The 22833-nt window shown below is 39.6% G+C and carries 20 protein-coding genes and 1 pseudogene; 15 read left to right on the top strand and 6 right to left on the bottom strand.

The features are described 5' to 3' along the window. The first annotated feature begins 13 nt into the window (after positions 1-13). Positions 14-1264 (top strand): ammonium transporter, encoded by a 1251-nt coding sequence (locus RFH42_RS07780; RefSeq protein WP_308975025.1) that lies wholly within the window; start codon positions 14-16, stop codon positions 1262-1264. A 58-nt stretch (positions 1265-1322) separates the two neighbouring features. On the opposite strand, the gene rsfS is transcribed toward RFH42_RS07780, so the two are convergent. The 5 genes from rsfS to RFH42_RS07755 form a co-directional block, all read right to left on the bottom strand. Continuing rightward, entirely contained in the window at positions 1323-1724 is a 402-nt protein-coding gene (gene rsfS / locus RFH42_RS07775) for a ribosome silencing factor (RefSeq protein ID WP_308975024.1), read from the bottom strand. 129 nt (positions 1725-1853) lie between these two features. After that, positions 1854-2627 carry a hydroxypyruvate isomerase family protein gene (locus tag RFH42_RS07770; protein ID WP_308975023.1) on the bottom strand — a complete coding sequence of 258 codons (774 nt, stop codon included), beginning with the start codon at positions 2625-2627 and terminating at the stop codon, positions 1854-1856. A 97-nt stretch (positions 2628-2724) separates the two neighbouring features. After that, positions 2725-3603 (bottom strand): NAD(P)-dependent oxidoreductase, encoded by an 879-nt coding sequence (locus RFH42_RS07765; protein ID WP_308975022.1) that lies wholly within the window; start codon positions 3601-3603, stop codon positions 2725-2727. A gap of 47 nt (positions 3604-3650) precedes the next feature. Further along, complete coding sequence (locus RFH42_RS07760; RefSeq protein ID WP_308975021.1) at positions 3651-4439, bottom strand: crotonase/enoyl-CoA hydratase family protein; 789 nt, start codon at positions 4437-4439, stop codon at positions 3651-3653. A 111-nt stretch (positions 4440-4550) separates the two neighbouring features. After that, positions 4551-7376 carry a GacS-like sensor histidine kinase gene (locus tag RFH42_RS07755; protein WP_308975110.1) on the bottom strand — a complete coding sequence of 942 codons (2826 nt, stop codon included), beginning with the start codon at positions 7374-7376 and terminating at the stop codon, positions 4551-4553. Positions 7377-7528: 152 nt separating this feature from the next. Between RFH42_RS07755 and cysM the strand changes: the two genes are divergently transcribed. The 13 genes from cysM to yjgA all read left to right on the top strand — a co-directional run bounded on the left by cysM (position 7529) and on the right by yjgA (position 20051). Beyond that, entirely contained in the window at positions 7529-8452 is a 924-nt protein-coding gene (gene cysM, locus RFH42_RS07750; RefSeq protein ID WP_308975020.1) for a cysteine synthase CysM, read from the top strand. Positions 8453-8509: 57 nt separating this feature from the next. Further along, a complete protein-coding gene (locus RFH42_RS07745) occupies positions 8510-9331 on the top strand; it encodes a 3'-5' exonuclease (RefSeq protein WP_308975019.1) in 822 nt (273 codons plus the stop codon). A 9-nt stretch (positions 9332-9340) separates the two neighbouring features. Further along, positions 9341-10738 (top strand): 23S rRNA (uracil(1939)-C(5))-methyltransferase RlmD, encoded by a 1398-nt coding sequence (gene rlmD, locus RFH42_RS07740; protein ID WP_308975018.1) that lies wholly within the window; start codon positions 9341-9343, stop codon positions 10736-10738. A gap of 38 nt (positions 10739-10776) precedes the next feature. Beyond that, the gene (locus tag RFH42_RS07735) at positions 10777-13092 is read left to right on the top strand and encodes a RelA/SpoT family protein (protein WP_308975017.1); all 2316 of its coding nucleotides are present in this window, start codon (positions 10777-10779) and stop codon (positions 13090-13092) included. A 204-nt stretch (positions 13093-13296) separates the two neighbouring features. Then, positions 13297-14064: a nucleoside triphosphate pyrophosphohydrolase gene (gene mazG / locus RFH42_RS07730; RefSeq protein WP_308975016.1), complete on the top strand. Its 768-nt coding sequence runs from the start codon at positions 13297-13299 to the stop codon at positions 14062-14064. Positions 14065-14086: 22 nt separating this feature from the next. Then, on the top strand, positions 14087-14539 hold the full coding sequence (locus tag RFH42_RS07725; RefSeq protein WP_308975015.1) for a ComEA family DNA-binding protein: 453 nt from the start codon (positions 14087-14089) through the stop codon (positions 14537-14539). Positions 14540-14689: 150 nt separating this feature from the next. Further along, the gene (gene pcnB, locus RFH42_RS07720; RefSeq protein WP_308975014.1) at positions 14690-16180 is read left to right on the top strand and encodes a polynucleotide adenylyltransferase PcnB; all 1491 of its coding nucleotides are present in this window, start codon (positions 14690-14692) and stop codon (positions 16178-16180) included. Next, positions 16180-16677 carry a 2-amino-4-hydroxy-6-hydroxymethyldihydropteridine diphosphokinase gene (gene folK / locus RFH42_RS07715; RefSeq protein ID WP_308975013.1) on the top strand — a complete coding sequence of 166 codons (498 nt, stop codon included), beginning with the start codon at positions 16180-16182 and terminating at the stop codon, positions 16675-16677. Before pcnB ends, folK begins: the two co-directional genes overlap by 1 nt. Before the next feature lie 32 nt (positions 16678-16709). Then, a complete protein-coding gene (gene panB / locus RFH42_RS07710) occupies positions 16710-17519 on the top strand; it encodes a 3-methyl-2-oxobutanoate hydroxymethyltransferase (RefSeq protein WP_308975012.1) in 810 nt (269 codons plus the stop codon). Between the two features lie 3 nt (positions 17520-17522). Beyond that, entirely contained in the window at positions 17523-18377 is an 855-nt protein-coding gene (gene panC, locus RFH42_RS07705; RefSeq protein WP_308975011.1) for a pantoate--beta-alanine ligase, read from the top strand. Positions 18378-18388: 11 nt separating this feature from the next. Next, positions 18389-19240: an RNase adapter RapZ gene (rapZ, locus tag RFH42_RS07700; RefSeq protein ID WP_308975010.1), complete on the top strand. Its 852-nt coding sequence runs from the start codon at positions 18389-18391 to the stop codon at positions 19238-19240. Then, positions 19237-19506 (top strand): HPr family phosphocarrier protein, encoded by a 270-nt coding sequence (locus RFH42_RS07695; RefSeq protein ID WP_308975009.1) that lies wholly within the window; start codon positions 19237-19239, stop codon positions 19504-19506. Before rapZ ends, RFH42_RS07695 begins: the two co-directional genes overlap by 4 nt. Before the next feature lie 2 nt (positions 19507-19508). Continuing rightward, positions 19509-20051, top strand: coding sequence for a ribosome biogenesis factor YjgA (yjgA, locus tag RFH42_RS07690; RefSeq protein ID WP_308975008.1), 543 nt, complete (start codon positions 19509-19511; stop codon positions 20049-20051). 56 nt (positions 20052-20107) lie between these two features. Here yjgA and RFH42_RS07685 read toward each other — a convergent pair. Beyond that, positions 20108-21753, bottom strand: a pseudogene (locus RFH42_RS07685) (acyl-CoA synthetase). 284 nt (positions 21754-22037) lie between these two features. On the opposite strand from RFH42_RS07685, the gene RFH42_RS07680 reads away from it, so the two are divergent. Further along, on the top strand, positions 22038-22688 hold the full coding sequence (locus RFH42_RS07680) for a hypothetical protein (protein WP_308975007.1): 651 nt from the start codon (positions 22038-22040) through the stop codon (positions 22686-22688). Positions 22689-22833: the final 145 nt, after the last annotated feature.

The following is a 22833-nucleotide window of genomic DNA, read 5'->3' as shown; positions in this document are numbered from 1 at the left end:
ACGTGGTTTTGGAATGGATCGTGCGCCTATGGGGTTAAGCCGTTATTTTCCAATCATTGGGTTGGCTATTTTTTCGTGTTCAATACATGCAGCAACAACATTCCCTCTGATTCAGGATATTTATTTTGCACCACACTATCTGCTTTTGATTTTAGGTGGCTTATTTGTGCTGCTTATGCAATCTGGTTTGGCAGTCGTAGAAGGTGGATATGATCCTGATACACGGGTGGGTTTGGTTTATGCAATTAATTTCTTAGCTGCGTTTTTAGGGTGTCTTATTTACCTACTCGTAAGCAATTGGTTGATGCCAAACAAACTAGAATTTGGACTGTATTGGAAATTATTAATATTTGATTGGCATTGGAACTTATTTTTCTTTTATATGCTTATGGCAACAACTGTAAATATGGTTGTTAGTCGTATCATGCCCAAAAGTATCTCAATTTTGCAATATTGGTGGGTCGCTCTAACAATCAGTTCGATTATTTTTGCAATTAATAGTCAATTGATTTTGGGTGGTTTTATGGAAAATGAAGGGCTTTTGCAGCGGATCGGTTTTATTGATTTTGCTGGTGCAACGATTGTTCACTCTACTGCGGCATGGATTGTTTTAGCAGGATATTGGGTTTTTGGTAAAGATCAACAAGATCAAATTCAACGTCGTGATTTGGCATCTGATGATGGGCGCTTGTTAGCCATGGCACTTGGCGCATTTATTTTGTGGCTTGCATGGTCAGGATTAAATGCCAGTTATATTTCAGTTATTCCAGTTAATATTCAAGACATCGTTGTTAATACTATGACAACAATCATTGGTGCAATGATGTCCATTAAGATTTTGGCGTTAATTTTTTCTCAAAGTGCTTCTTTTGAGCGAATGATTAAGGCAGCGCTAGGTGGATTGGTTGCAATCACTGCAAGTTGTGGTTTGGTTTCAGCACTAAGTGCGATGTTTATTGGGATTGTCGCAGGTATCTTGGTTTTTTATCTGCCTGATTTATTTGCCAAAAAAATTGCTGCTAAAAATATTGTGGATGTGCTCATTGTGCATGGTATTTGTGGGGTTTGGGGAACTTTGGCTGTGGTTTTCTCTAATCATCCAGTGATTTTAGTGAGTGGTGATATGAGCATCTGGGTACAGTTACTTGGTGTAATTGTTAATTTTATTTGGAGTTTTTCTGCCGCGTGGTTGTTGTTTTCAATATTAATTTGGTATCGAAAAAAGTTTAATAAGACAAAATTGAAAACTATAGAAGAAGTGTAGTGTGAAACCGAGAAGGGGGGCATCAGTTGCTAGTATTAACAACTGATGCAGTATTCTTTTAGGCTACAGATTCTGTGCCAGTACGCCATAAGCTTTCTAAGTCATAGAATTTACGCGCTGTAGGCAACATAACATGAACGACAACGAAACCTAGATCGATAAGGATCCACTCGGCGTCACGTTCACCTTCGATTCCAAGTGGGCGAAAGCCAGCTTTGCGTGCTTCATCAGCAACATTATCAGCTAGTGCTTTTACATGACGTGTAGAAGTACCACTTGCAATCACAATTGCATCCGCAACATTACTGATGTTGCTAATGTCCATTTCAATGATGTCTTTTGCTTTTACATCTTGTAAGGCTTCGTTGACAACATTTAGACAGTTTTGAACGTCTTGAGATTGTGAAGTATTTAATGCTTGAGAAGAATTAGAAGTGCTGGGCGATGGTTCTAAATTCATGTGAAGTACATTTTCCTGAAAATTACTCATTGGTGAATATAACGCTTTTGTGGTCAAATTTCAATTCAATCCTGCTCAGTCTGTCTATTATTCACGACAGACCGATGTCTTGAATTGTATAAACCATGATTAAAAATACTTGTTTTTCCACGCAAAAGATTCAAGGGTATGCTGTTGAGGGAAGTATTCGGCAGCAACATAGCCATTATAATGACTATGGTGTATGGCTTGAAAAAAGTCTGCAAAAGCTAAAGTTGCGCTGTCTGGTTCATGACGGCCGGGGAAGTCAGCAAATTGAATGTGCCCAATATAGTCTAAATTTTGTTCAAAACAACGCACTATATCTTCACCCATCATCGCCATGTGGTAACAGTCATACTGTAACTTCAGATTGGCTTGATTAAGCTGTTTAAGCAAATCAACAGCTTGTTGCATAGTTTGTAATATAAAATTAGGCATATTGACGCCATTAATCACTTCAACGACGGCTTGAATATGATGTTGGGTAAGATATGGGCAAGCCCATGCTAGATTATTGACTAAAGTTTGATGGCATTGGCTGTAGGGGATATCTTGCGGTTGGCGCCCAGCAAGGATATTCACTTGGGGAACTTGGAGTGCATTTGCATATTCAATCGCAAGTTTGACAGCTTGTTGGAAAGCGTGTTCTTGTCCGGGAATGGCCGCTAAGCCATGACCTCCCTGCATTAGATCACCAGCAGGAACATTAATTAAACATAGCTTAAGTTGATGTTTGTCTAAGGCATATTGTATTTGTTGAATACTAAGTTCATAAGGAAACTGAATTTCAATGTATTGAAATCCCTGCTTAGCAGCGAGAGCAAAACGGTCAATTAGAGGCACTTCTGTAAATAATGTAGATAAATTAGCAGCAAGTTTCATTCGAATTCGCATCCAAGCAATGATGAGTGTGTTGTGTTTAATTGAAAGATAAGTGCTTGATTTAACGGTTATATCAAGCACCTATAAAGTATGGGGTTTAGGTGTGAGTTGTCTTTTGAAACTGACAAATTAAACTGGATAAATCAGCTTCTGCAAATCCTTTGTTTTGATGGTTTTGTAGTTGTTGTAATGCTTGTGAAGCTACAGGAAGAGTTAAATTATTGTCTGCCGCAAGCTGTACTGCATTATTAAGATCCTTACTCAGCGTTTTAACTTTCCACTGAACAGGTTTAAATTGATGTGTTGCCATACGAGGGCTTAATATTTGAAATGGTTTGGAGTCAGCAAAGCCACCCGCCAAGGCTGGAGCAAGTAAAGTGGTATCTACACCAGCTTGTTGAGCCAGTGCAGTTGCTTCTGCAATTAAGGTGCTGTTTGCGGCAACAATCAATTGGTTGCATATTTTTGTCGCTTGTCCAGTACCTACCGCACCCATACAAGTAACGCGCTGTGATAAATGGCGATAGAGATAATTTAATTGTTGAATCTGCTCAGCATCACCACCAGCAAAGATGACAAGGCTACCTTGTTCGGCACCTAAAATACCGCCAGATACAGGTGAATCGATCCAACTCACTTGTTGGCTTGCTGCTTGGTCTGCCAATTGATGCGTGCAGTGTACTGATAAACTAGAGAAATCAATAATGATTTGTTTGGCTTTTAGGTAGGGAGAAAACTGAGCAAAGACTTGCTGTACTGCCATATCATCAGAAAGACAAGTTAAAATAAGTGGATAATCTGCTATTTGATCTAATGCTAGTGGGTGTGCACCGAGTTCAAGCAACGCATTGCAGGCATGCGTTGTGCGATTCCATACTGCTACATCAAAACCTGCATTAATCAGTCGTGTTGCCATACGACTGCCCATGAGTCCCATCCCAAGAAAAGCGATTTTTGAGTGTTGTTGATTAGACATATTGTTCCTTCAATGACATGTGCAATCGTTGGCGCTTAAGCCATGACTTATTTAAACTGACGTGATAAAAATTGTGTCGTTGGTTCTTTATCCTTGCGACGTGCAATTTTACTGTTTTTACCTAAGAGTAATTTAAGTTGCCAAATCTTTTCTAAACGTAATGATTTGCTTGGTTGGTGTTGCATTGCATCGAGTACACGCTTAACCGCCAATAAAGCATCTGGTGAGCGTTGTTGCATTTCTTCAGCGAGACTAAATGCCTTATTTAAAGGATCTTCATCAAGATGTGTAACCAAACCAATTTGATGTGCATAGTTTGCATCAAACACACGCGCTGTTAGTGTGAGCTCTTTAGCCAAATCAATGGGAATTAATCCTTTTAAGGATTGGGAAAGCCCCATATCGGGAACTAAGCCCCAACGACTTTCCATAATTGACATTTGTGTTGCAGGATGTGCAATACGTAAGTCAGCAGCTAGAGCAAGTTGCATTCCAGCACCAAAACAAAAACCTTCAATTGCAGCGATAACAGGAACAGGTAAGTCTTGCCAAATTAAAAAGGCTTTTTGAAATAGGCTTTGTCCTGGTTTGAGCAGTTCCCATGCTGCATACAGCATATTTTTAGGGTCATTTAAATCTTTTAAATCTATACCTGCACTAAATACCTGTGCTTCACCCGTTAAGATTACACAGCGAATTGAGCGATCTTTACGTATTTTTTCTGCAACATGAATAAGTTCTTGCAGTAGTGCAAAGCTCATTGCATTGCGTTTTTCTGGACGGTTTAAGCGCACAATGGCTAGACCATTGTTTTTTTCAAACTGTACGAGTGCCATGATCATTCTCTCAATATGTTTTGTTTTGCAGCATAGCATGTGTATTTAGGTGGAGCATGACAGCACAGTCACACTGTGCTGCTTGCTTTTTAGACCTGTATTGCTTTGAACTTATTCATCCAAATTCAACATTTTTTTAGCTGCTGCAGTAACATCATCAATTGCATGTTCAAGTGCTGTTAAACGATGCAGAACTTCTTGAATAAACTGTTCATCAGCTTTGCGACGTTCTTTACGTAGCGTAGATACAAACTGTTCAAATTTACCACTTAGCTGTTGTAATCGTGGTGTGCCTACATAGCGTGTTGCCCCATATAAACGATGTAAAACGTGTTCAAGCTGAGGGAAATCTTCTAACTCTATTAATTGATGCATTTCCGCAAGTTCGTTGGGGAAACTATCAACAAGCATTTTTAGTAAATCTTGAGCCAGTTCTTCTTTATTAGCAGCCAATTGTAAGCTTTGTTTCCAGTCTAAAATTTGTGGGTCAATACTTTCAATAAAAACAGTTTTTTCATTTTTATTGTGAGTGGTTGTCGATGAAACAAATTTTTCACTGGTCCAGTGCGTCAAAATTTGGATGATTTGTTCAATTTGAATTGGCTTGGTGACATAGTCATCCATACCTACCTTCAGTAATTTTTGTTTTTCATCAGCGAGTGCATGTGCAGTAAGTGCAATAATTGGCATGCGCATGCCATCTAAGGTGGATTCTAGCGAGCGAATGGCGCGAGTCGTGTCTATACCAGACATAACAGGCATTTGAATGTCCATGAAAATTAAGTCAAATGGGCTGATCCCTTGTTCAATACGTTGTTGGATAATCTGTAATGCTTCTTGCCCACTCATGGCTTTAATCGCTTCAACTTTTAACTCACCTAATAGCGCTTCCAATACAATCAGGTTCGGGAGGTGATCATCAACAATGAGTACCTGTAAATCGCGTCCTTCAAATTTAGTGTGTGATTCTGCTTCAAAGAGTGGCTTGTTTTCCAACAGATTTAATAAGGCACTACGACTAATTGGTTGATAAAGTGCACGGGCTTTAAATTGATGCAACATATTTGGATCAAGCATCATTTGGTAGCCGTATACTGCTAAGTTACCCTGATAGCGACCTCGAATTTCTTTCAACATGGCTTCAGTGTCACCACTGTGATCTACAATGAGCCAAGTATTGTCAGATGTGTGGTCAAGACCATTTAGACGGCTAAACAAATCCAAGATGGACTGTGTCTCGGTATGCTGAACTTGATAGTTTTCTAAATAATGACGTAACACTGTTGCTGTTGCTGGGTGTGCAACGTAAGACACTACATGCATATCTGGGAAAGATGGATGTACTAAATTGTTGCGTGCTGGACATTCAAAGTTTGCAGTAAACCAAAAGGTTGAACCTTTTTCTGTTGGTGCACGCTCTTGGTTATCTTCGAAGCCAATTTGCCCTTGCATAAGGCTAACAAGCTGCTTAGAAATAGCTAAACCAAGTCCGGTTCCGCCAAATTGACGAGTTACAGATGCATCTCCTTGAGAGAATGATTCAAATAAACGTTTACGGTCAGTCCCACTTAAGCCAATACCACTGTCTTGAACACTAAAGTGTAAGAGGAAGTGTTGTTGTAGATCTTGTTCAACACGCACTCGTACAATAATTTCACCATCAGGGGTAAATTTAATCGCATTTGAAATGAGGTTGGTTAAAATTTGTTTAACACGTAAGGCATCACCAATAACGTGTTGAGGTACATTGTCAGCATAATAAAATGCCATATCAATTTGTTTTTGCGCTGCTAAGGGTGACAGCATATCCATAACGTCAAAAACAGCTTCTTCTAAGTCAAAAGGTGCTGTTTCAAGTTCAAGTTTGCCTGCATCTATTTTAGAGAAATCAAGCACGTCATTAATGAGTGCTAAAAGATGGGCTGAGGATTTACGAATCGTTTGTAAATAGAGACTTTGATCGTGAGTTAGATTGTCTTGTCGCAACATCAAATGAATAAACCCATCAATACTATTGAGTGGTGTGCGTAATTCATGGCTAATATTGGCTAGAAAGACTGATTTGGCTTGGTTAGATGAGATTGCCTGATCGCGTGCTTGCTTATAGGTAATATTTTGTACTTCAAGCGTATCGAGTGTACGGCGTAAATCATCTTCCGTTTGTTCAGTATGTTCTTTTAGCTCTAAAAAACTAAAGTGTAATCGTTTGACAACATTGGCAATGTCTCGTTGGAGTAAACGTAGCTCTCCTGTACTGTTGACGAGTACATGTTGATCAAGTGTATCTGCACTTAGACGCTGTAATTGCATGCGAATCTCGTACATTGGAGCAATCCAACGCCGTGAATAGAAGTTTAGGCACAGTACGAGGAGTAATAGGGTTAATAAACCTGTTGTGATTAAAACAATAAAAACGCGATAACGTGATAATTGTAATGGCTGGTTGTCAAGTTCAATGACGAGCCAAAGATGACGTGATGCTTGAGGAACATTCAGCTGAATACCATAGATTGAATTGCCCTGACTTTGAATTGGGCCAAAGCTTTCAATATTGGTTGGAATTTGTGGCCATTGATCAGTTCTACGAAAGCCAATACTACTCAAGTTTTGGTTGTTGGCATCAATAATAGCAACGCTCACTAATGACTTTTCTTGTAGCATGTTTTGTAGTGAGTTTTTTGTAACTTGCTGACTTAGTATGGTGTTTTCTACAAATTGTTGTTGCAATAAAAGCTCAGCAATGTGCTGATAACGACTCAAAATTGCAATGGCAGCTGACTGTTGCTGCGCCTTTGCTGAATGCGAGGTTTCGTGTAGGACGAGTAAAGCCCCAACACAAGCAAGAACCATAATAGGCACAAAAATCAGTGCAATGAGTTGACCATAAGCATGGTTGAGCTTTAAGCGTTTATACAGTGTTTTGTTGATGTTCTGCATGACTGGAGTCACTTTTTCCCTTGCGCTAAATATTAACATGCTTTACTGCAAATGGCGGCAGTTTAAGCATATTGATGAAAAAGCTATGGAAATGGGTGCAGTGGGGGGCAATATTTCATACAATAGCCGCCAGCGCGTTATAGGTTTAAGCCATGCTTTATTCTCAAACTGATTTTTCTGCTGACGAATTTACTCTTGATCATTTTGTCGGTAATACTCCCTTAGTACGTTTACAACGAATGGCAAGTCATACTCAAGCAACGGTATTGGCAAAGCTAGAGGGTAATAATCCTGCAGGCTCTGTGAAAGATCGTCCAGCCTACAATATGATTATGCAAGCAGAAAGGCGTGGTGAGATTCGTCCTGGTGATACTTTGATTGAAGCAACGAGTGGTAATACGGGTATTGCTTTGGCAATGGTTGCTGCTATGCGCGGATATAAAATTAAATTAATTATGCCTGATAACATGAGTCAGGAGCGCAAAGATGCTATGCGTGCCTATGGTGCAGAACTCATCGAAGTGACTAAGCAACAAGGTATGGAAGGTGCTCGTGATTTGGCCTTACAAATGCAAAAACAAGGTCAAGGTTTGGTACTTAATCAGTTTGGTAATCCTGATAATGTACAAGCACACTACTTAACAACTGGGCCAGAGATTTGGCAGCAAACAGCTGGTAAAATTACTCATTTTGTCAGTGCCATGGGAACAACTGGAACCATCATGGGCATTTCAAAATATCTCAAAGAACAAAATCCTGAGATACAAATTGTGGGTTTGCAACCTGAAGATGGTTCAAGTATTGCGGGTATTCGTCGATGGCCAGAAGCTTACCTACCAAGTATTTTTGATCGTAGTCGAGTTGATCAAATTATTGATATTCCTCAGATCGAAGCAGAAAAAACCATGCGTAAAATGGCGCGTGAGGAAGGTATTTTTGCGGGTACTTCTTCGGGTGGGGCTGTGTGGGCATCGCTTTTATTGGCTGAACAAAACCCTGGTGCAGTGATTGCTTGTATTATTTGTGACCGTGGTGATCGTTATTTATCTACAGGGCTGTACTCTGTAGAGGATTAATCTGTGGTGCTACAACAATGATGTGGCCAAAAATAAAGATTGATATGGTGTTGCAGTATGCGTTTACCGATTTTGGTTTTTGATATTGAAACCTTAACTGACTTGAAAACAGGTGCACATTTGTATGGGCTAGACTTGGCGGATGCTGATCTAGAGCAGGCACTTGCTAAGCTGCGTCGCCAAGAGTCAGGTATGGATTTTCAGCGAATACCGCTACATGAAATTGTTTGTATTTCAGGTTTTTGGGTGGACGAAAACGGCACAATGCGTTTGTTTTCATTTAGCCAAGAACAATATAGTGAAGCTGAAATATTGGCTAAATTTTTATCTATATTCGATAAACGTGAACCGACATTAGTGAGTTGGAATGGCTCTCAATTTGATTTGCCCGTAATCTTATTCCGTGCGATGTATCATGGTTTGAGTGCAATGAGCCTATTTGATCAGGGTGAGAGTAATCAACAAAAACGCTATAATAACTATCAAAATCGCTATCACCAGCGTCATGTCGATTTGATGGATGTGATGGCAATGTTTAATGGCCGTAATTTTCAAAAACTTGATGATATAGCGCAAATGCTAGGTTATCCCGGCAAACGTGATAATGCAGGCTATTTTGTTCCTGAGTATGTGAAACAACAACAGTGGTTGAAGTTGACTAGCTATTGTGAGGGCGATGTGCTGAATACTTGGCTGATCTATTTGCGCTGGCTATTGTTGAAAGGTCAATTACTCACTCATGAGCATCAGGCTTGGGTACAAGCAACGATTCAATATTTAAGCACTCAACCGCAGCAACAAGCGTTTTTAAATGTGTGGCGTGAAAGTTCTCAACGAACAGCTTTTAGCGCCGCTGATTTTCCAGTTCAATCCAGTTAGGATATTCCTTTGAAAGGTCGAGTTAAAACTCAAACAACACAATTACCCAGTTATACATTTCGGGTTGAACGTCTATCACATGAAGGGCGAGGAATTGCTCGTTATTCAGATGATTTTGGGCATCCTGTAGATAAGCAAGGTAAAAATGTATTCATTACTCAGGCACTAGTAGGTGAGACTGTACGTGCACAATTGACTCATCAAAGTAAAAAGCTTGATGAGGCAGAGTTAATTGAAGTGCTTGGAACTACCAGTGCTGAACGTGTAGAACCCGTGTGTCCACATTTTACTAAGTGTGGTGGTTGTACTATGCAGCATATGTCAGGTGACATGCAGATTGAGTTAAAACAGCAAACCTTACAATCTCATTTACTTCACTTTGCTCAGTTAACACCAGAAACGTGGTTGGATGCACTACGTTCACCACGTTTGGATTATCGACATAAAGCGCGAATTGGCGTGCGTTACTTGGCTAAGCAAAAACAACTGGTGATGGGTTTTCGTGAAGCAAAAAGTAATCATTTAACTCCGATTAAGACCTGTAAAGTGCTAGATAAAGAGCTTGATCAAGCTTTACCAGCCTTACACCAATTGTTAAAGCAATTGCAGGGATGTGCTGATATTGGTCACATTGAGTTAAGTAAAGGCACCACTGAAATTGCTCTATTGGTCAGACATACCGCAGATTTGGTTGCTGCAGATTTACAAGCATTGCGTTTATTTGCTCAGCAACGGTCTTGGCAGCTGTATTTGCAAGCTCATGATATAAATAGTGTAAAAAGAATAGACCAACCTCAGGCTGAAAGTCGATTGCACTATCATTTGGGTGAGTCGACACAACAGTTAACACTGGCATTTCATCCAACTGATTTTATACAGGTCAATCCAGCTGTTAACCAAAAAATGGTTAAACTGGCATGTGAGTTGCTAGATCTAAAAGAAGGCGAATCTGTACTGGATTTGTTCTGTGGTTTGGGTAATTTTTCATTACCATTGGCACAAGCCGTTGGCGAGAGTGGCCGTGTTGTAGCGGTTGAGGGAAGTGAAGCGATGGTACGACGTGGTGCTGAAAATGCAAAACGTAATAAAATCGGTAACTTAAAGTTTTATACACAAGATTTAACAAAAGACTTTTCTAAATTTCCTTGGGTAAATCAAGGGTTTGATGCATTATTGATAGACCCGCCCAGATCTGGTGCCGAGTTAGTAATGCATTATCTCCATCATTTCAATGCGAAACGAATCGTATATGTGTCGTGCAACCCTGCAACTTTGGCACGCGATGCTGGTATTTTAGTGAAGCACGGATATCAATTAAAAAAAGCAGGGGTAATTGATATGTTTCCTCATACAGGGCATGTTGAATCTATTACTTTATTTGAAAAATTAACAACGCAGTCCATATGAGCTGCGTTACATTGAGATTGGGTTGATAGGAGAAAGGGATGGTCACAGTACGTGAACTTTTACCTGCGCAACTAAGTGAGTTGGCAGAAGAAACGACTGTAGAACATGCCGTCGAAGCACAGCAGGGCTTAATATCTTGGTTAAGTCGTGTATGTGAAATTTTAGGCGAGAGTGAACTAAAGCAGTTGGCTGCGGCAGGCCAACTTTTACTTGATAAAGAGCTGATGTCTGCACATCAGACCAATCGCAATCATCCGAATACCTTTGCAACAGGTTTGGGTATGGCTGATATTTTGGCCCACCTTCATGTTGATGAAAGTACGTTAACTGCTGCTATTCTCTATCGTAGTGTTCGTGAAGAAATTATCTCCATGGATGAGATTTTAGAGAAATTTGGTGAGCAAGTTGCAAATTTGGTCAAAGGTACTTTGGCCATGGGTAAATTATCAGAATTAATCGAAAACAATAAACGCCTTGAGGATCATTTTAATAATAACCAGCGCGAGCATTTAAGCGGCATTTATAAGATGCTGATTTCGGTCACCGAAGATGTACGTGTGGTATTGATTAAACTGGCTGAACGGACTTATTCACTACGTGAATTGGCAAAATCTCCACGTGAACGTCAGGAACGTGTAGCGCGAGAAATTTTAACAATTTATTCACCTCTAGCGCACCGTTTGGGTATTGCTCAGTTGAAATGGGAGCTAGAAGATTTAGCATTTCGTTTCTTAGCGCCTGATCGGTATAAAGAGATTGCTTCTCTATTAAATGAAAAGCGTTTAGAGCGAGAGCAGTACATTCAGTTTGTTGTTGATGAATTAAAAACTGAACTGGCTAAACATGGTATTGAAGCGGAAATTTCTGGTCGAGTGAAGCATATTTACTCGATATACAGAAAGATGAAGAGTAAAAACCTAAGCTTTGATCAGCTTTATGATATTCGTGCTGTACGTGTATTAGTGAAGAGCGTACCAGAGTGTTATCACGCTTTGGGGATTGCTCATCAGATTTGGCGGCATATTCCGCACCAGTTTGATGACTACATTACCAATCCAAAACCTAATGGTTATCGATCATTGCATACAGCCGTTATTGCTGAAAACAAATCTTTAGAAATACAAATTCGTACACACGAAATGCATGAAGAAGCAGAGCTCGGTGTGTGTTCGCATTTTAACTATAAAGAAGGTGCGAAAAGTACAGACTACTCTTTTAATCACCGTTTACATTCATTGCGTTCAGTTCTAGAGCATTATCAAGAGCGAAATGAGACTAGTGCACATCCGAATGAGGATGAGACTGAAGATTTTGATCGTTTACAAGACTTTGCTGGTTTTGAAAAAATCTATGTTTTTAGTCGTGATGGCGATATTAAAGAGTTGCCACAAGGTTCGACAGTGCTCGATTTTGCTTATCATGTACATACTCAAGTGGGCAATAAATGTTATGCAGCACGTGTCAATCAACGTTATGTTCCACTGACATATACGCTGAAAACTGGTGAGCAGGTTGAGATTTTAACCAAAAAAGATCGTGAGCCAAATCGTGATTGGTTGGTGAACTCTTTAGGTTATATTAAGACTCCGAGAGCAAGAGATAAGCTTCGTCATTGGTTTAGACAACAAGATCGCAGTAAAAACCTTGAAGTTGGGCGAGATTTATTAACTAAAGAATTGGCTCGTTTAGCAATTCATCCAAAGAGTATTGATTTGGGTGATTATTGTGGTCATTTCAATGTTAAAACAGGCGATGATATCTTAGTGGCATTGGTGAGTGGTGACATTAGTCTGCATGCACTCATTAATCAGGTCAATCGTCATATGCATCCTGACTTAGACGAGCCTGAGTTGGTGTTAAAACCAACACTTAATCCTCGTGCTAGTCATACTTTATCTGCCCACGGTATTTTAATTGATGGTTTAGATAATGTTGAATTGCATATCGCGCAATGTTGTCAGCCGGTGCATGGTGAGCCTATTGCTGGGTATATTACTTTAAATCGTGGCGTGAGCATCCATAAGGTGGTTTGTCCTGATTATATTCGTATGATTGGTTTAGAGCCTGAACGTGCAGTTGAAGCTGATTGGGAAATGCAACCAACACGCGGACAGAGCGTACAAATTGTGGTTGAGGCTTATGATCGCCGTGGCTTACTTAAAGATTTAACCCAAGTGATCTTTTCTGATCAAATTAATATTCGTCAGGTCAATACAATTTCTGAGTCTGATGGTATTGCCAACATGAAGCTACTCATTGAGGTTAAAGGGCTTGCGCAGTTATCTAGATTGTTGGCTCGTTTAGAGCAGCAACCTGGCATTATTTCAGCGCGCCGTTTGGTTCAAGGTGGTTAGAGCGTGTGGTTTTAAGAAAGACATCCATTAGGGTGTCTTTTTTGTTTTTTGCTTATTATGGTAATGGATCAAATATAGCAAGTGATTTTCGTCATGGGTGAGCTAATGATCTCCACGTGGCCTTAACTCAGTCGTCAATACAAGAATGATTGCAGGCCTATGATAGTAATGCTGGTTTTAAAGTGAGATGAGAGGAACTACAGAATGGAGCAATTGCTTAAAATAATGCAGCAACTACGTGAGCAATGTCCTTGGGATCAAGCTCAGACACCATTGAGCTTAACGCCTTATGCAATTGAAGAAGCTTATGAGGTTGAACAAGCGATTCGCTCTGGTGACGTGCAAGCAATACGTGAAGAGTTAGGTGATTTGTTATTGCAGGTTGTTTTTCAATCTCAGATGTACGCAGAACAAGGGGCTTTTGATTTTTCAGACGTGGTACAAACACTATCTGATAAATTGGTGCGCCGTCATCCACATGTCTTTCAGGCTGAAAAGTTTCAAAGTTTATCTGCAGATGAAGTTAGTGAACTGTGGCAAAAAATAAAAATTGAAGAAAAGCGTGGCAAAGTTAGTCTGAGTTTAGATCAGGTCAAACCTGGACCTGCAATTTTGCAAGCACATGAAATTCAGAAGATTGCAGCGAAATCTGGTTTTGATTTCGAAGATGCTCAGCAAGCTTACGGCAAATTAGAGGAGGAGTTGGCTGAATTACAACAAGCAATGGCTGAAGGGGATTCCGATGAGATACAGGGCGAACTGGGTGATTGTCTATTTTCTTTGGTGAATGTCGGTCGTAAACTGAATCAGTCGAGTGAGTCTGCTTTACTTGCAACAGTTGCGAAGTTTAGACAACGTTATGCTTACATCGAAACTCAAGCTCAGCAGCAAAATAAAAATATAGAACAATTGAGTCTTGAGGAAATGGAGCAGTTTTGGCAACAAGCAAAACAACTAGAACTGCATACATAGGCCAGTTTTGATTGGGTTGATTATGAAAAATAATCCTTTGTGTTTTTACTATTGGGCGCATTTTATTTTGATTATAGGAGCTGCATTATTTTCTCCATCAGTGTTGGCTGAGCCGTTTGATCATCAGTATTTAGCGTGGAAAGCTCAACAGGAGTTGCATGATCAACGCTTATCTCGTGAAAAACAAAGCTTAGATCAGCAGCCAACGCCTATGCCCAGCGAGGATGTTGCTGTTGTGAAAACCAAGCAAGTTGCTGCTATGACTGATGTAAAGAGTGCATTGGTCATGGTGAGTTTAAATCAGGCAAATGAAAAACAGTTACAACAGCTTAAAGGCATCGGGGAGCGAAAGGCACGAGCAATTATTGAATATCGCCAACAACATGGCATGTTTAAACATATAGAGGAACTTAAGCAGGTTAAAGGTATTGGTGAAAATATCTATTTAAAAAATAAAGCACAGTTGAGTCTTTAACTACTTCGTTTTAAAAAGAACAAAAATACATTTGAACCAATTCACGGATTATTTCTGACCCGACTAAAGATTCAAATTGCCGTTTGATTGTGTAAGAGATATGATTAGCATAATTATTTTTTTACGTCCCGACGTGGGAGACAATGTCTTTTGCAAACTTTGCGTGCGTCAAAGTGTGGATTATCCACCGCTCAATTACCTTCTTCAATTTTAGATGTTATAGAAAGTTTAACTAAAGCAGGCTACGAAGCATATATCGTGGGTGGTGGCGTGCGTGATTCAATGTTGGGGTTAAAGCCGAAAGACTTTGACGCAGTGACCAATGCGACACCCTCACAAGTGAAAGAGGTTTTTGGTAGACGATGCCGAATTATTGGCCGTCGATTCGAATTGGCTCATGTGTATTCTGGTCGTGAACTTATTGAGGTTGCGACTTTCAGAGCACCGCCAAAGAAAGCAGTGACTTCAGCTGCTGGGATGATTTTACGTGATAATAATTGGGGAAGCATTGAGCAAGATTTTGCTCGCCGAGATTTTTCAATTAATGCAATGTATTATCAACCACATAAGGGCATCGTATTAGATTTTTGTCATGCTGTAGACGATATTAAACAAAAAACTTTACGTCTATTAGGTGATCCATTAGTTCGATTTGAGGAAGACCCTGTACGTATGTTACGTACACTACGTTTTGCAGCAAAATTGAATTTCAGTATTGCACCAGAAATTCTTCAGGTTTTTAAACCAGAGCTTGCACGTTTGTTGGGTGATGTTTCTCCTCATCGTCTTTATGACGAGTCACAAAAACTCTTTACGATGGGACATTTAGAACGTGTTCTAGATATGTTGATTGAGTTTGGTGTGTGGAAACAACTGTTTGCAGATATTCCTGCACAGCTCACCCCATTTATACGTCGTGCTGCAAAAAACACGGATCAACGAATTCAAATGGGTAAAACCATTAACCCTGCTTTTTTCTATGCAGTAATGCTTTGGGAACCGTTTTTACAACGTTGTGCTTTTTATCAGGGGCGTGGTTTACCACCAACTGAATCTCGTGCTCAAGCAGGTTTGGATGTACTTAAACGTCAAGCAACACGGACAATTATACCTCGTTTTGCCGAGACTTTTATTCGTGAAGTCTGGGAAATGCAGAGTCGTTTACTGAATCCAAAACCGCAACAAATTGAAGCACTGTCTGGGCATGCACGTTTCCGTGCCGGATTCGATTTTATGTTGTTGCGAGAAAAATCGGGTGATGATACGACTCAGGGAATGGCTGCTTGGTGGGAAAATTATCAAAACCTAAGCATTGATGAAAAAGAAAAAGCGATTAGTGCTTACAATCGTCAACGTGCTAAGTCTCGTCGTAAGAACACTGCTACAGTTGATGTGGAACAAGATAAGACCAACTCTACACAAGTTGAACCACTGGTGAAAGAACTTGAACGTCCACGTCGAAATCGAAAATCTAGAGATGCTCAGACACGTAAACGTTCATCGGATCATTCGCATTCTTCACAGTTCGAATCAAGTACAGTGGCGACTGATCCAAAAGCGATTGATATGGATCATCCTATTTTAAGACGTAAGCGCGTGCAGCGTGATTTAAGCCATGTAATTTTTGGGCCAACGCAATAATGAAACAACTAAGTTATATTGGTCTGGGGAGTAATCTCGGGGATTCACTACAGATATTAAGTGATGCTGTTTATAAATTAACAAGTTTAGGGGATGTACGCGTTTCCAAATTGTATCATAGTGCACCTATGGGGCCTCAAGATCAGCCACATTTTCATAATGCGGTGGTTGAGTTGTATACAACATTGGAACCGTTACAGTTATTAGATCAATTACAAGCATTTGAACAGCAAGCAGGACGTGTTCGTTTACGTCATTGGGGAGAGCGAACTCTGGATCTTGATTTGCTTCTTTATGCAGACCAAGAAATTGAACATGAACGTTTAAAAGTTCCACATGCTGGAATTATGCTTCGTGATTTTGTTTTGATCCCTTTACTTGATTTAGCGCCTGATATGACGTTAAAAGGGCAATTATTAAGAGACTTGCCTGTGGTTCGAAACTCAGAACTTAATGTACTTGCAGATTGTCCTTGGATACAAGAACCAACGGTGTAATACACAACATAGACCATGAGAGGAAAAGTGTGATGATTAGTCTCAGCGATTTAAGACAATTCAAACAGCAAGGTCGAAAGTTTTCGTGTTTAACTTGCTATGATGCCAGTATGGCTCAAGTCATGGAACGCGCTGAAATTGATAGTATTTTGGTTGGTGATTCATTAGGAATGGTTATTCAGGGGCACGACTCTACATTACCTGTGAGTGTCGCCGATATGGTTTATCATACTGCAGCTGTACGCCGTGGTAATCGCCATGCTTTTTTAATGACTGATTTGCCATTTCTAAGTTATGCAAATATTAATGATACGATTAGCAATGCCCGAGCTGTTATGCAGGCAGGCGCGCAAATGGTTAAAATTGAAGGTGGTGCTTGGTTGGCTGAGACTGTAGAGGTCTTAACACGTAATGGCGTTCCTGTGTGTGTACATTTAGGTTTGACACCCCAGTCTGTACATGTGTTTGGTGGTTATAAAGTGCAAGGTAAAACTCGTGCTGCCGCAGATCAGTTGATTGCCGATTGTCAAGCTGTTGTAGCAGCAGGGGCCGCAATACTTTTATTAGAATGTGTGCCTGCAAAACTAGGTAAAGAAATTGCGGAAATGTTTGCTGATGTTCCTGTGATTGGCATTGGTGCTGGTGTAGATACCGATGGTCAGGTTTTAGTGGTACAAGATATGTTGGGGCTCAACTCAGGCCATGTGGCACGTTTTGTTCGTAACTTTATGCAAGAGCAGTCAGGCCCACAAGCCATTCATGATGCGTTTAAATCTTATCATCAAGCTGTACAAACAGCCCAATTTCCAGCTATAGAGCATACTTTCCAGGTTGAGCTTTGAATCATGAAAACTGAAACCACTATACAAGGTCTTTCTGCATCCTTACAGACAGCTCGTGCTGCACGTAAAGTAATTGGCTTTGTTGCAACCATGGGTAATTTACACGAAGGTCATTTAAACTTAGTACGTGAAGCGCGTCGTTTATGTGATGTTGTTGTTGTCAGTATTTTTGTGAATCCAACTCAGTTTGGTCCAAATGAAGATTTTGATAATTATCCTCGTACTTTAGAACAGGATAGTCATCTATTGGCTGAAGTTGAATGTGATATTTTATTTGCGCCTTCTGTAGAGCAAATGTATGGCACTCAACCGCGTTTAACGACTATTCATGTCGAAAAAATTACTGAAGATCTTTGTGGCTTACAACGTCCAGGCCATTTTGATGGTGTAGCTTTGGTCGTAACGAAGTTGTTGAATATTGTGCAGCCAACTTATGCTTTCTTTGGCGAAAAAGATTATCAACAACTAGCTGTTATTAAACAGTTTGTGCAAGATTTAAGTATTCCTGTTGATGTTATTGGTGTACCCATTACACGTGCTGGAGATGGTCTTGCTTTAAGTTCTCGCAATGGATATCTCACTGTTGAACAACGCAAAATAGCTCCTATTATTTATCAGTTATTACAAACATCTTCTGCTCGATTGAAAGAAGGTGCAACTTTAGATATGGTACTGAGAGATATAAGACAATCACTTACAGAAGCTGGTTTTGTTGTTGATTATGTCGAAGCTAGAGCTGTAAATTTATCGCATGTTGAAAGTTTTGAGCAAGATGTTGTATTGTTTGTCGCGGCCAAACTCGGTAATACGCGTTTGATCGATAATTTGGTGGTTAAATATTCAAAGTTAATTGGTTAGGACAGTCTGCCATGAAGCGTATTCTTATCGTTACAGGACAATCTGGTTCAGGAAAATCATCTGCTTTGCAGGTATTGGAAGATTTGGGTTACTACTGCATCGATAATTTGCCTTTGGCACTACTTCCAGAAATTGTTGGAAAACTAGATAAAGAAAACAATTTGGAGCAGTTGGCACTAGGAGTAGATGTTCGTAGTACTCAAGAAGATCTGCAAGGTTTTGAACAGGTTTTCCAGCAGTTACAAAAACATGGTACTGTGGATGTGATTTACTTAAGTACGCAAGACCAAGGTTTGATCTCGCGTTTTAGTGCTTCAAGAAGACCACATCCATTATCAATGCGCTTTCAAAGTCTTAATGAGTGTATTCAGGCAGAAAAGAACCTTTTACTTCCAATTCAACTCAAAGCGACTGTGCAAATTGATACTACCGATAAGTCGGTGCATGATCTTAAAGATGTATTATTGACGAAATTGGGTCAGTCTGATCGCTTGATTTTAATTTTACAATCTTTTGGTTATAAATATGGCATCCCTTTGGATGCCGACTTTGTGTTTGATGTGCGTCATTTACCGAACCCGCATTGGGATTTAGAACTGCGTAAACTTTCAGGTCTAGATCAACCTGTGGTTGAATTTCTCTCTCAGAGTGAAGTTGCCAATGAGATGTTCAATGATATTTATCAGTTGTTGTTAAAGTGGTTGCCAACTTTTGCAGAAGGTCATCGACACTATCTTACTGTGTCGTTAGGCTGTACTGGAGGACAGCACCGTTCAGTATATATGGTTGATCGGCTGACAAAGGCTCTTGCAAAAGATTGGCCGATCCAAGTTTTACATAGAGAAATGAAGCACTGGTCATGATTGACACTCAGATTGATGTAATTAATAAACTCGGTTTACATGCACGCGCATCTGGTCGTTTGATTGAAATCACTACCAAATTTCGTTCAACTATTCAAATTGGTAAAGGAGATAAATTGGTGGATGCCAAAAATATTCTATCTTTATTAATGCTGGGGGCAGGCAAAGGGTCTACCTTGAGATTGGTGATCGAAGGTGTGGATGAAGAGCAGGCATTGCAAGAGATACAAGCATTGTTTGCAGCAAAATTTTATGAGGCAGATTAATCGTGGCACGACGTCCGCAACAGCGTTTTAATGAAGATGATTTTGAATCTTTAGAGGGGCGTGCAAGCAAAACAGAACAAAAAAAGGCTGTACAACGTATGGCTGCATTGGGTGAGCAATTGGCGAATTTGTCCAAAAAACAAATTCAGCAGCTTCCTGTCGAGGAGCGTTTAATTGATGCGCTGTTGGATGTACAACTGATTACTTCTTTTGAAGCACGTCGTCGTCAATTTCAGCGTATTGGTAAACTATTACGTAATGAAGATGAAACCGTCATTTTATCTTATTTAACGCCGCAACAAGGTTTAAAGAAAACAGCCCAATTACAGCGTTGGGTCGATCGTATCATTGCGCAAGGCGACCCAGTCATTAATGAGTTTGCTAAAATGTATAATGCTACTGAGCGGCATACTTTACGACAACATTTATTGCGAGTTCATCGTGATATGAGTCAACAAGCCGATGAAGAGCAAATTGCAGCTTCTAAACTTAAATTATTTAACTATGTACAGCAAGTCGCGTTGATTTCTGATAATACAAAGTAATCGTTTGATACAAATAATCCGGCAATGCCGGATTATTTTTACTCAATACTTGTGTTCTATTTAATTGCACTATCTAGACTATTTTGTGCCCATTCCCTTAAGATAAACTTCTGTAATTTACCTGTCGATGTTTTTGGAATTTCGGTAATAATGACTTCCTTCGGCACTTTGAAGCGAGCAAGATGTTTTTGGCAAAACTCAATGACTTCGTCAGGAGTGGTACTCGCATCAGGTTTGAGCTCAACATAAGCGCAAGGCACTTCTTGCCAGCGTGGATCTGGTTTGGCAACAACAGCAGCCGTCATAATTGCAGGATGAGTATAAAGTACATCTTCAATTTCTAATGATGAAATATTCTCTCCTCCAGAAATAATAATATCCTTTGAACGATCCATAATTTTGGCATAGCCATCAGGTTGACATACTGCTAAGTCACCTGTGTGGAACCAACCACCTTTAAATGCTTCTGCTGTTGCTTCAGGGTTTTTCAGATAGCCTTTCATAACAATGTTGCCACGGAACATAATTTCTCCCATGGTTGTGCCATCATTAGGGACAGGTTGCATGGTATCTGGATCTAAAACTCGCATACCATCTTGTAAAGGATAAGGTACACCTTGACGTGAGTGTAGTTGAGCCTGTTCTTGAATGGAGAGTTCACTCCAGCCCGCTTGAGAAGCACAAAGTGCGGAAGGACCATAGGTTTCTGTTAAACCATAAACATGATTGACCTGTATACCAATATGGTGCATGCCCTCAATAATTGCAGCAGGTGGAGCAGCCCCAGCAACCATGACTTCAACATGATGTTTAAATTGAATTTGTTGTTGTTTTGGAGTATTAATCAGCATAGAAAGCACAATTGGCGCACCACAAAAATAATCGACTTGGTGGGTTTCTATGAGTTTAAAGACTAGGGCAGGATCAACTTTTCTTAAACAAATATTGGTTCCACCATTGGCTGCGATTGTCCATGCAAAGCACCAACCATTACAGTGAAAAAGAGGTAAGGTCCATAAATATTTGGCGCGTGGAGTCATGCCACAGGCAATGATATTACTGGCTGCATTAATGTATGCACCGCGGTGATGGTAAACAACTCCCTTAGGATTTCCTGTTGTGCCAGAAGTATAGTTTAAGCTAATTGCATCCCATTCATCTTGGGGGAGGTGCCATTCATAATTTTCGTCACCTGCTGCAATCCAGTCTTCATATTCAATTTGTCCAATACCCGTAGTTGTGTTTTGGAATTCATATTCAGTATCTGCTACATCAATAATGTAAATATCATGAGAAAGTAGGGCAACCGCCTCTTTGGCTAAGTTTGAAAATTCAGGATCAACCAATAATACCTTGGTTTCAGCATGTTCGAGCATAAAACCAATTGTCTTCGCATCTAAGCGGGTATTGAGCGTATTCAAGACTGCCCCAGCCATAGGAACAGCAAAGTGAGCTTCAATCATTGCAGGAACATTGGGGAGTAATACCGAAACCGTATCATTTTTACCAATCCCTAACTGTTTGAGTTGATGAGCAAATTGACGGCAACGTTGATAGGTATATCATGCCAATTAATGCGTCTCGTACCATGAATAATGGCATCTTGTTTTGGGTATATATATGCCGCGCGTTCTAAATAACGTAGCGGTGAAAGTGCTACAAAATTAGCAGGATTACGTTCTAATTCATCATATGCACTCATTTCAATTAACTCCATTTAATTATTTTGTGCTGATATTAAGATATGTAGTTCAAATCTATCTTGCATTTATGCTTTAGTCGAGTATTGCCATAACAATAATGAGGTCAAAAATAAGAAAATAATAGATGTAATATATATAAAGTTACTTATTTGTAATAAAGACAATTTAAAATAAATCAATAGAATACGGGGTGAAAAATCTATTTATAATGCTTAAGTAAAAGTATTATAATTCTGAGCTGTTCTATAGGCTTTCTTTGGGGGGAGTTCAGAGGTGCGACATTATGCTTCTTAATCGGTTGCTTCAGCTACCAAGTCCTGTGGGTAATCTAGCGTTATTTTATCAATTTTCTACCTCTTTGTCGCAATATCAAATTGATTTGAAGGATATTCAAGAGTTAGTTTCTATTGCGACAGATGATAAACTTTATTATGGGAGTGATCGAGAGTTTTTCGCTATGTATTATGCACTCTACGCTTGGGGGGCATTAAGACAAGTTGAAGAGTGTCCAGAGATTTTGGCACATTTAAATCGTATGAATAGGGGTGATGAATGGATTTCAAATTATATTAATGTATTTGAAATGCTGGGGGAAAAGGTCATTCCATATTTAATTGAAGCGTGCCGTTATATTAAGTTTGATCTGTTATTTATTTTAACTGAGAGTTTGGCTAAGCTTTCAATTCAATATCCCACATACCGTGAACAGATTCTAAACAGTTTCGATGAAATTTTATTTCGAGTAAAAAGCTATCTAGATAATAGTGAGTTTACCGCTATGGTTGAAAGCGCTTTATTAACTGCTTGGTTAGAAATGAAAGCTTTTGAACGAATTGAAATAATTCGAAAAATAGAGAGAAGTCATAAATTGGGGCAACATATTAGTTGTCAAATTGATGCTTTAATTAAGAGTAATTCATCTGAATCAGTTTAATACATTTTTGAACAGGGATTCTAACTTAAAATGAAGGTTCGCCTTCATTTTAAGTTTATAACTATGTGGTTAATATAAAACAAGTTAAAATAAATCTATCATTTTATTTTAAGAAATTAGTAACAAGTATAATTAAAATATTTTT

It is taken from the genome of Acinetobacter rudis (assembly GCF_031157835.1).
Lineage (GTDB): Bacteria > Pseudomonadota > Gammaproteobacteria > Pseudomonadales > Moraxellaceae > Acinetobacter > Acinetobacter rudis_A.
The sequence above is the reverse complement of the archived record's forward strand: the minus strand, read 5'-3'. Positions and strand labels throughout refer to the sequence as shown.

What these genes read in the sequence shown, in the direction of transcription:
- RFH42_RS07780 (WP_308975025.1), top strand. Translation starts at nt 14, where the DNA reads ATGGATCGTGCGCCTATGGGGTTAAGCCGTTATTTTCCAATCATTGGG.
- rsfS (WP_308975024.1), bottom strand. Translation starts at nt 1,724, where the DNA reads ATGAATTTAGAACCATCGCCCAGCACTTCTAATTCTTCTCAAGCATTA.
- RFH42_RS07770 (WP_308975023.1), bottom strand. Translation starts at nt 2,627, where the DNA reads ATGAAACTTGCTGCTAATTTATCTACATTATTTACAGAAGTGCCTCTA.
- RFH42_RS07765 (WP_308975022.1), bottom strand. Translation starts at nt 3,603, where the DNA reads ATGTCTAATCAACAACACTCAAAAATCGCTTTTCTTGGGATGGGACTC.
- RFH42_RS07760 (WP_308975021.1), bottom strand. Translation starts at nt 4,439, where the DNA reads ATGGCACTCGTACAGTTTGAAAAAAACAATGGTCTAGCCATTGTGCGC.
- RFH42_RS07755 (WP_308975110.1), bottom strand. Translation starts at nt 7,376, where the DNA reads ATGCAGAACATCAACAAAACACTGTATAAACGCTTAAAGCTCAACCAT.
- cysM (WP_308975020.1), top strand. Translation starts at nt 7,529, where the DNA reads ATGCTTTATTCTCAAACTGATTTTTCTGCTGACGAATTTACTCTTGAT.
- RFH42_RS07745 (WP_308975019.1), top strand. Translation starts at nt 8,510, where the DNA reads ATGCGTTTACCGATTTTGGTTTTTGATATTGAAACCTTAACTGACTTG.
- RFH42_RS07735 (WP_308975017.1), top strand. Translation starts at nt 10,777, where the DNA reads ATGGTCACAGTACGTGAACTTTTACCTGCGCAACTAAGTGAGTTGGCA.
- mazG (WP_308975016.1), top strand. Translation starts at nt 13,297, where the DNA reads ATGGAGCAATTGCTTAAAATAATGCAGCAACTACGTGAGCAATGTCCT.
- RFH42_RS07725 (WP_308975015.1), top strand. Translation starts at nt 14,087, where the DNA reads ATGAAAAATAATCCTTTGTGTTTTTACTATTGGGCGCATTTTATTTTG.
- folK (WP_308975013.1), top strand. Translation starts at nt 16,180, where the DNA reads ATGAAACAACTAAGTTATATTGGTCTGGGGAGTAATCTCGGGGATTCA.
- panB (WP_308975012.1), top strand. Translation starts at nt 16,710, where the DNA reads ATGATTAGTCTCAGCGATTTAAGACAATTCAAACAGCAAGGTCGAAAG.
- panC (WP_308975011.1), top strand. Translation starts at nt 17,523, where the DNA reads ATGAAAACTGAAACCACTATACAAGGTCTTTCTGCATCCTTACAGACA.
- rapZ (WP_308975010.1), top strand. Translation starts at nt 18,389, where the DNA reads ATGAAGCGTATTCTTATCGTTACAGGACAATCTGGTTCAGGAAAATCA.
- RFH42_RS07695 (WP_308975009.1), top strand. Translation starts at nt 19,237, where the DNA reads ATGATTGACACTCAGATTGATGTAATTAATAAACTCGGTTTACATGCA.
- RFH42_RS07680 (WP_308975007.1), top strand. Translation starts at nt 22,038, where the DNA reads ATGCTTCTTAATCGGTTGCTTCAGCTACCAAGTCCTGTGGGTAATCTA.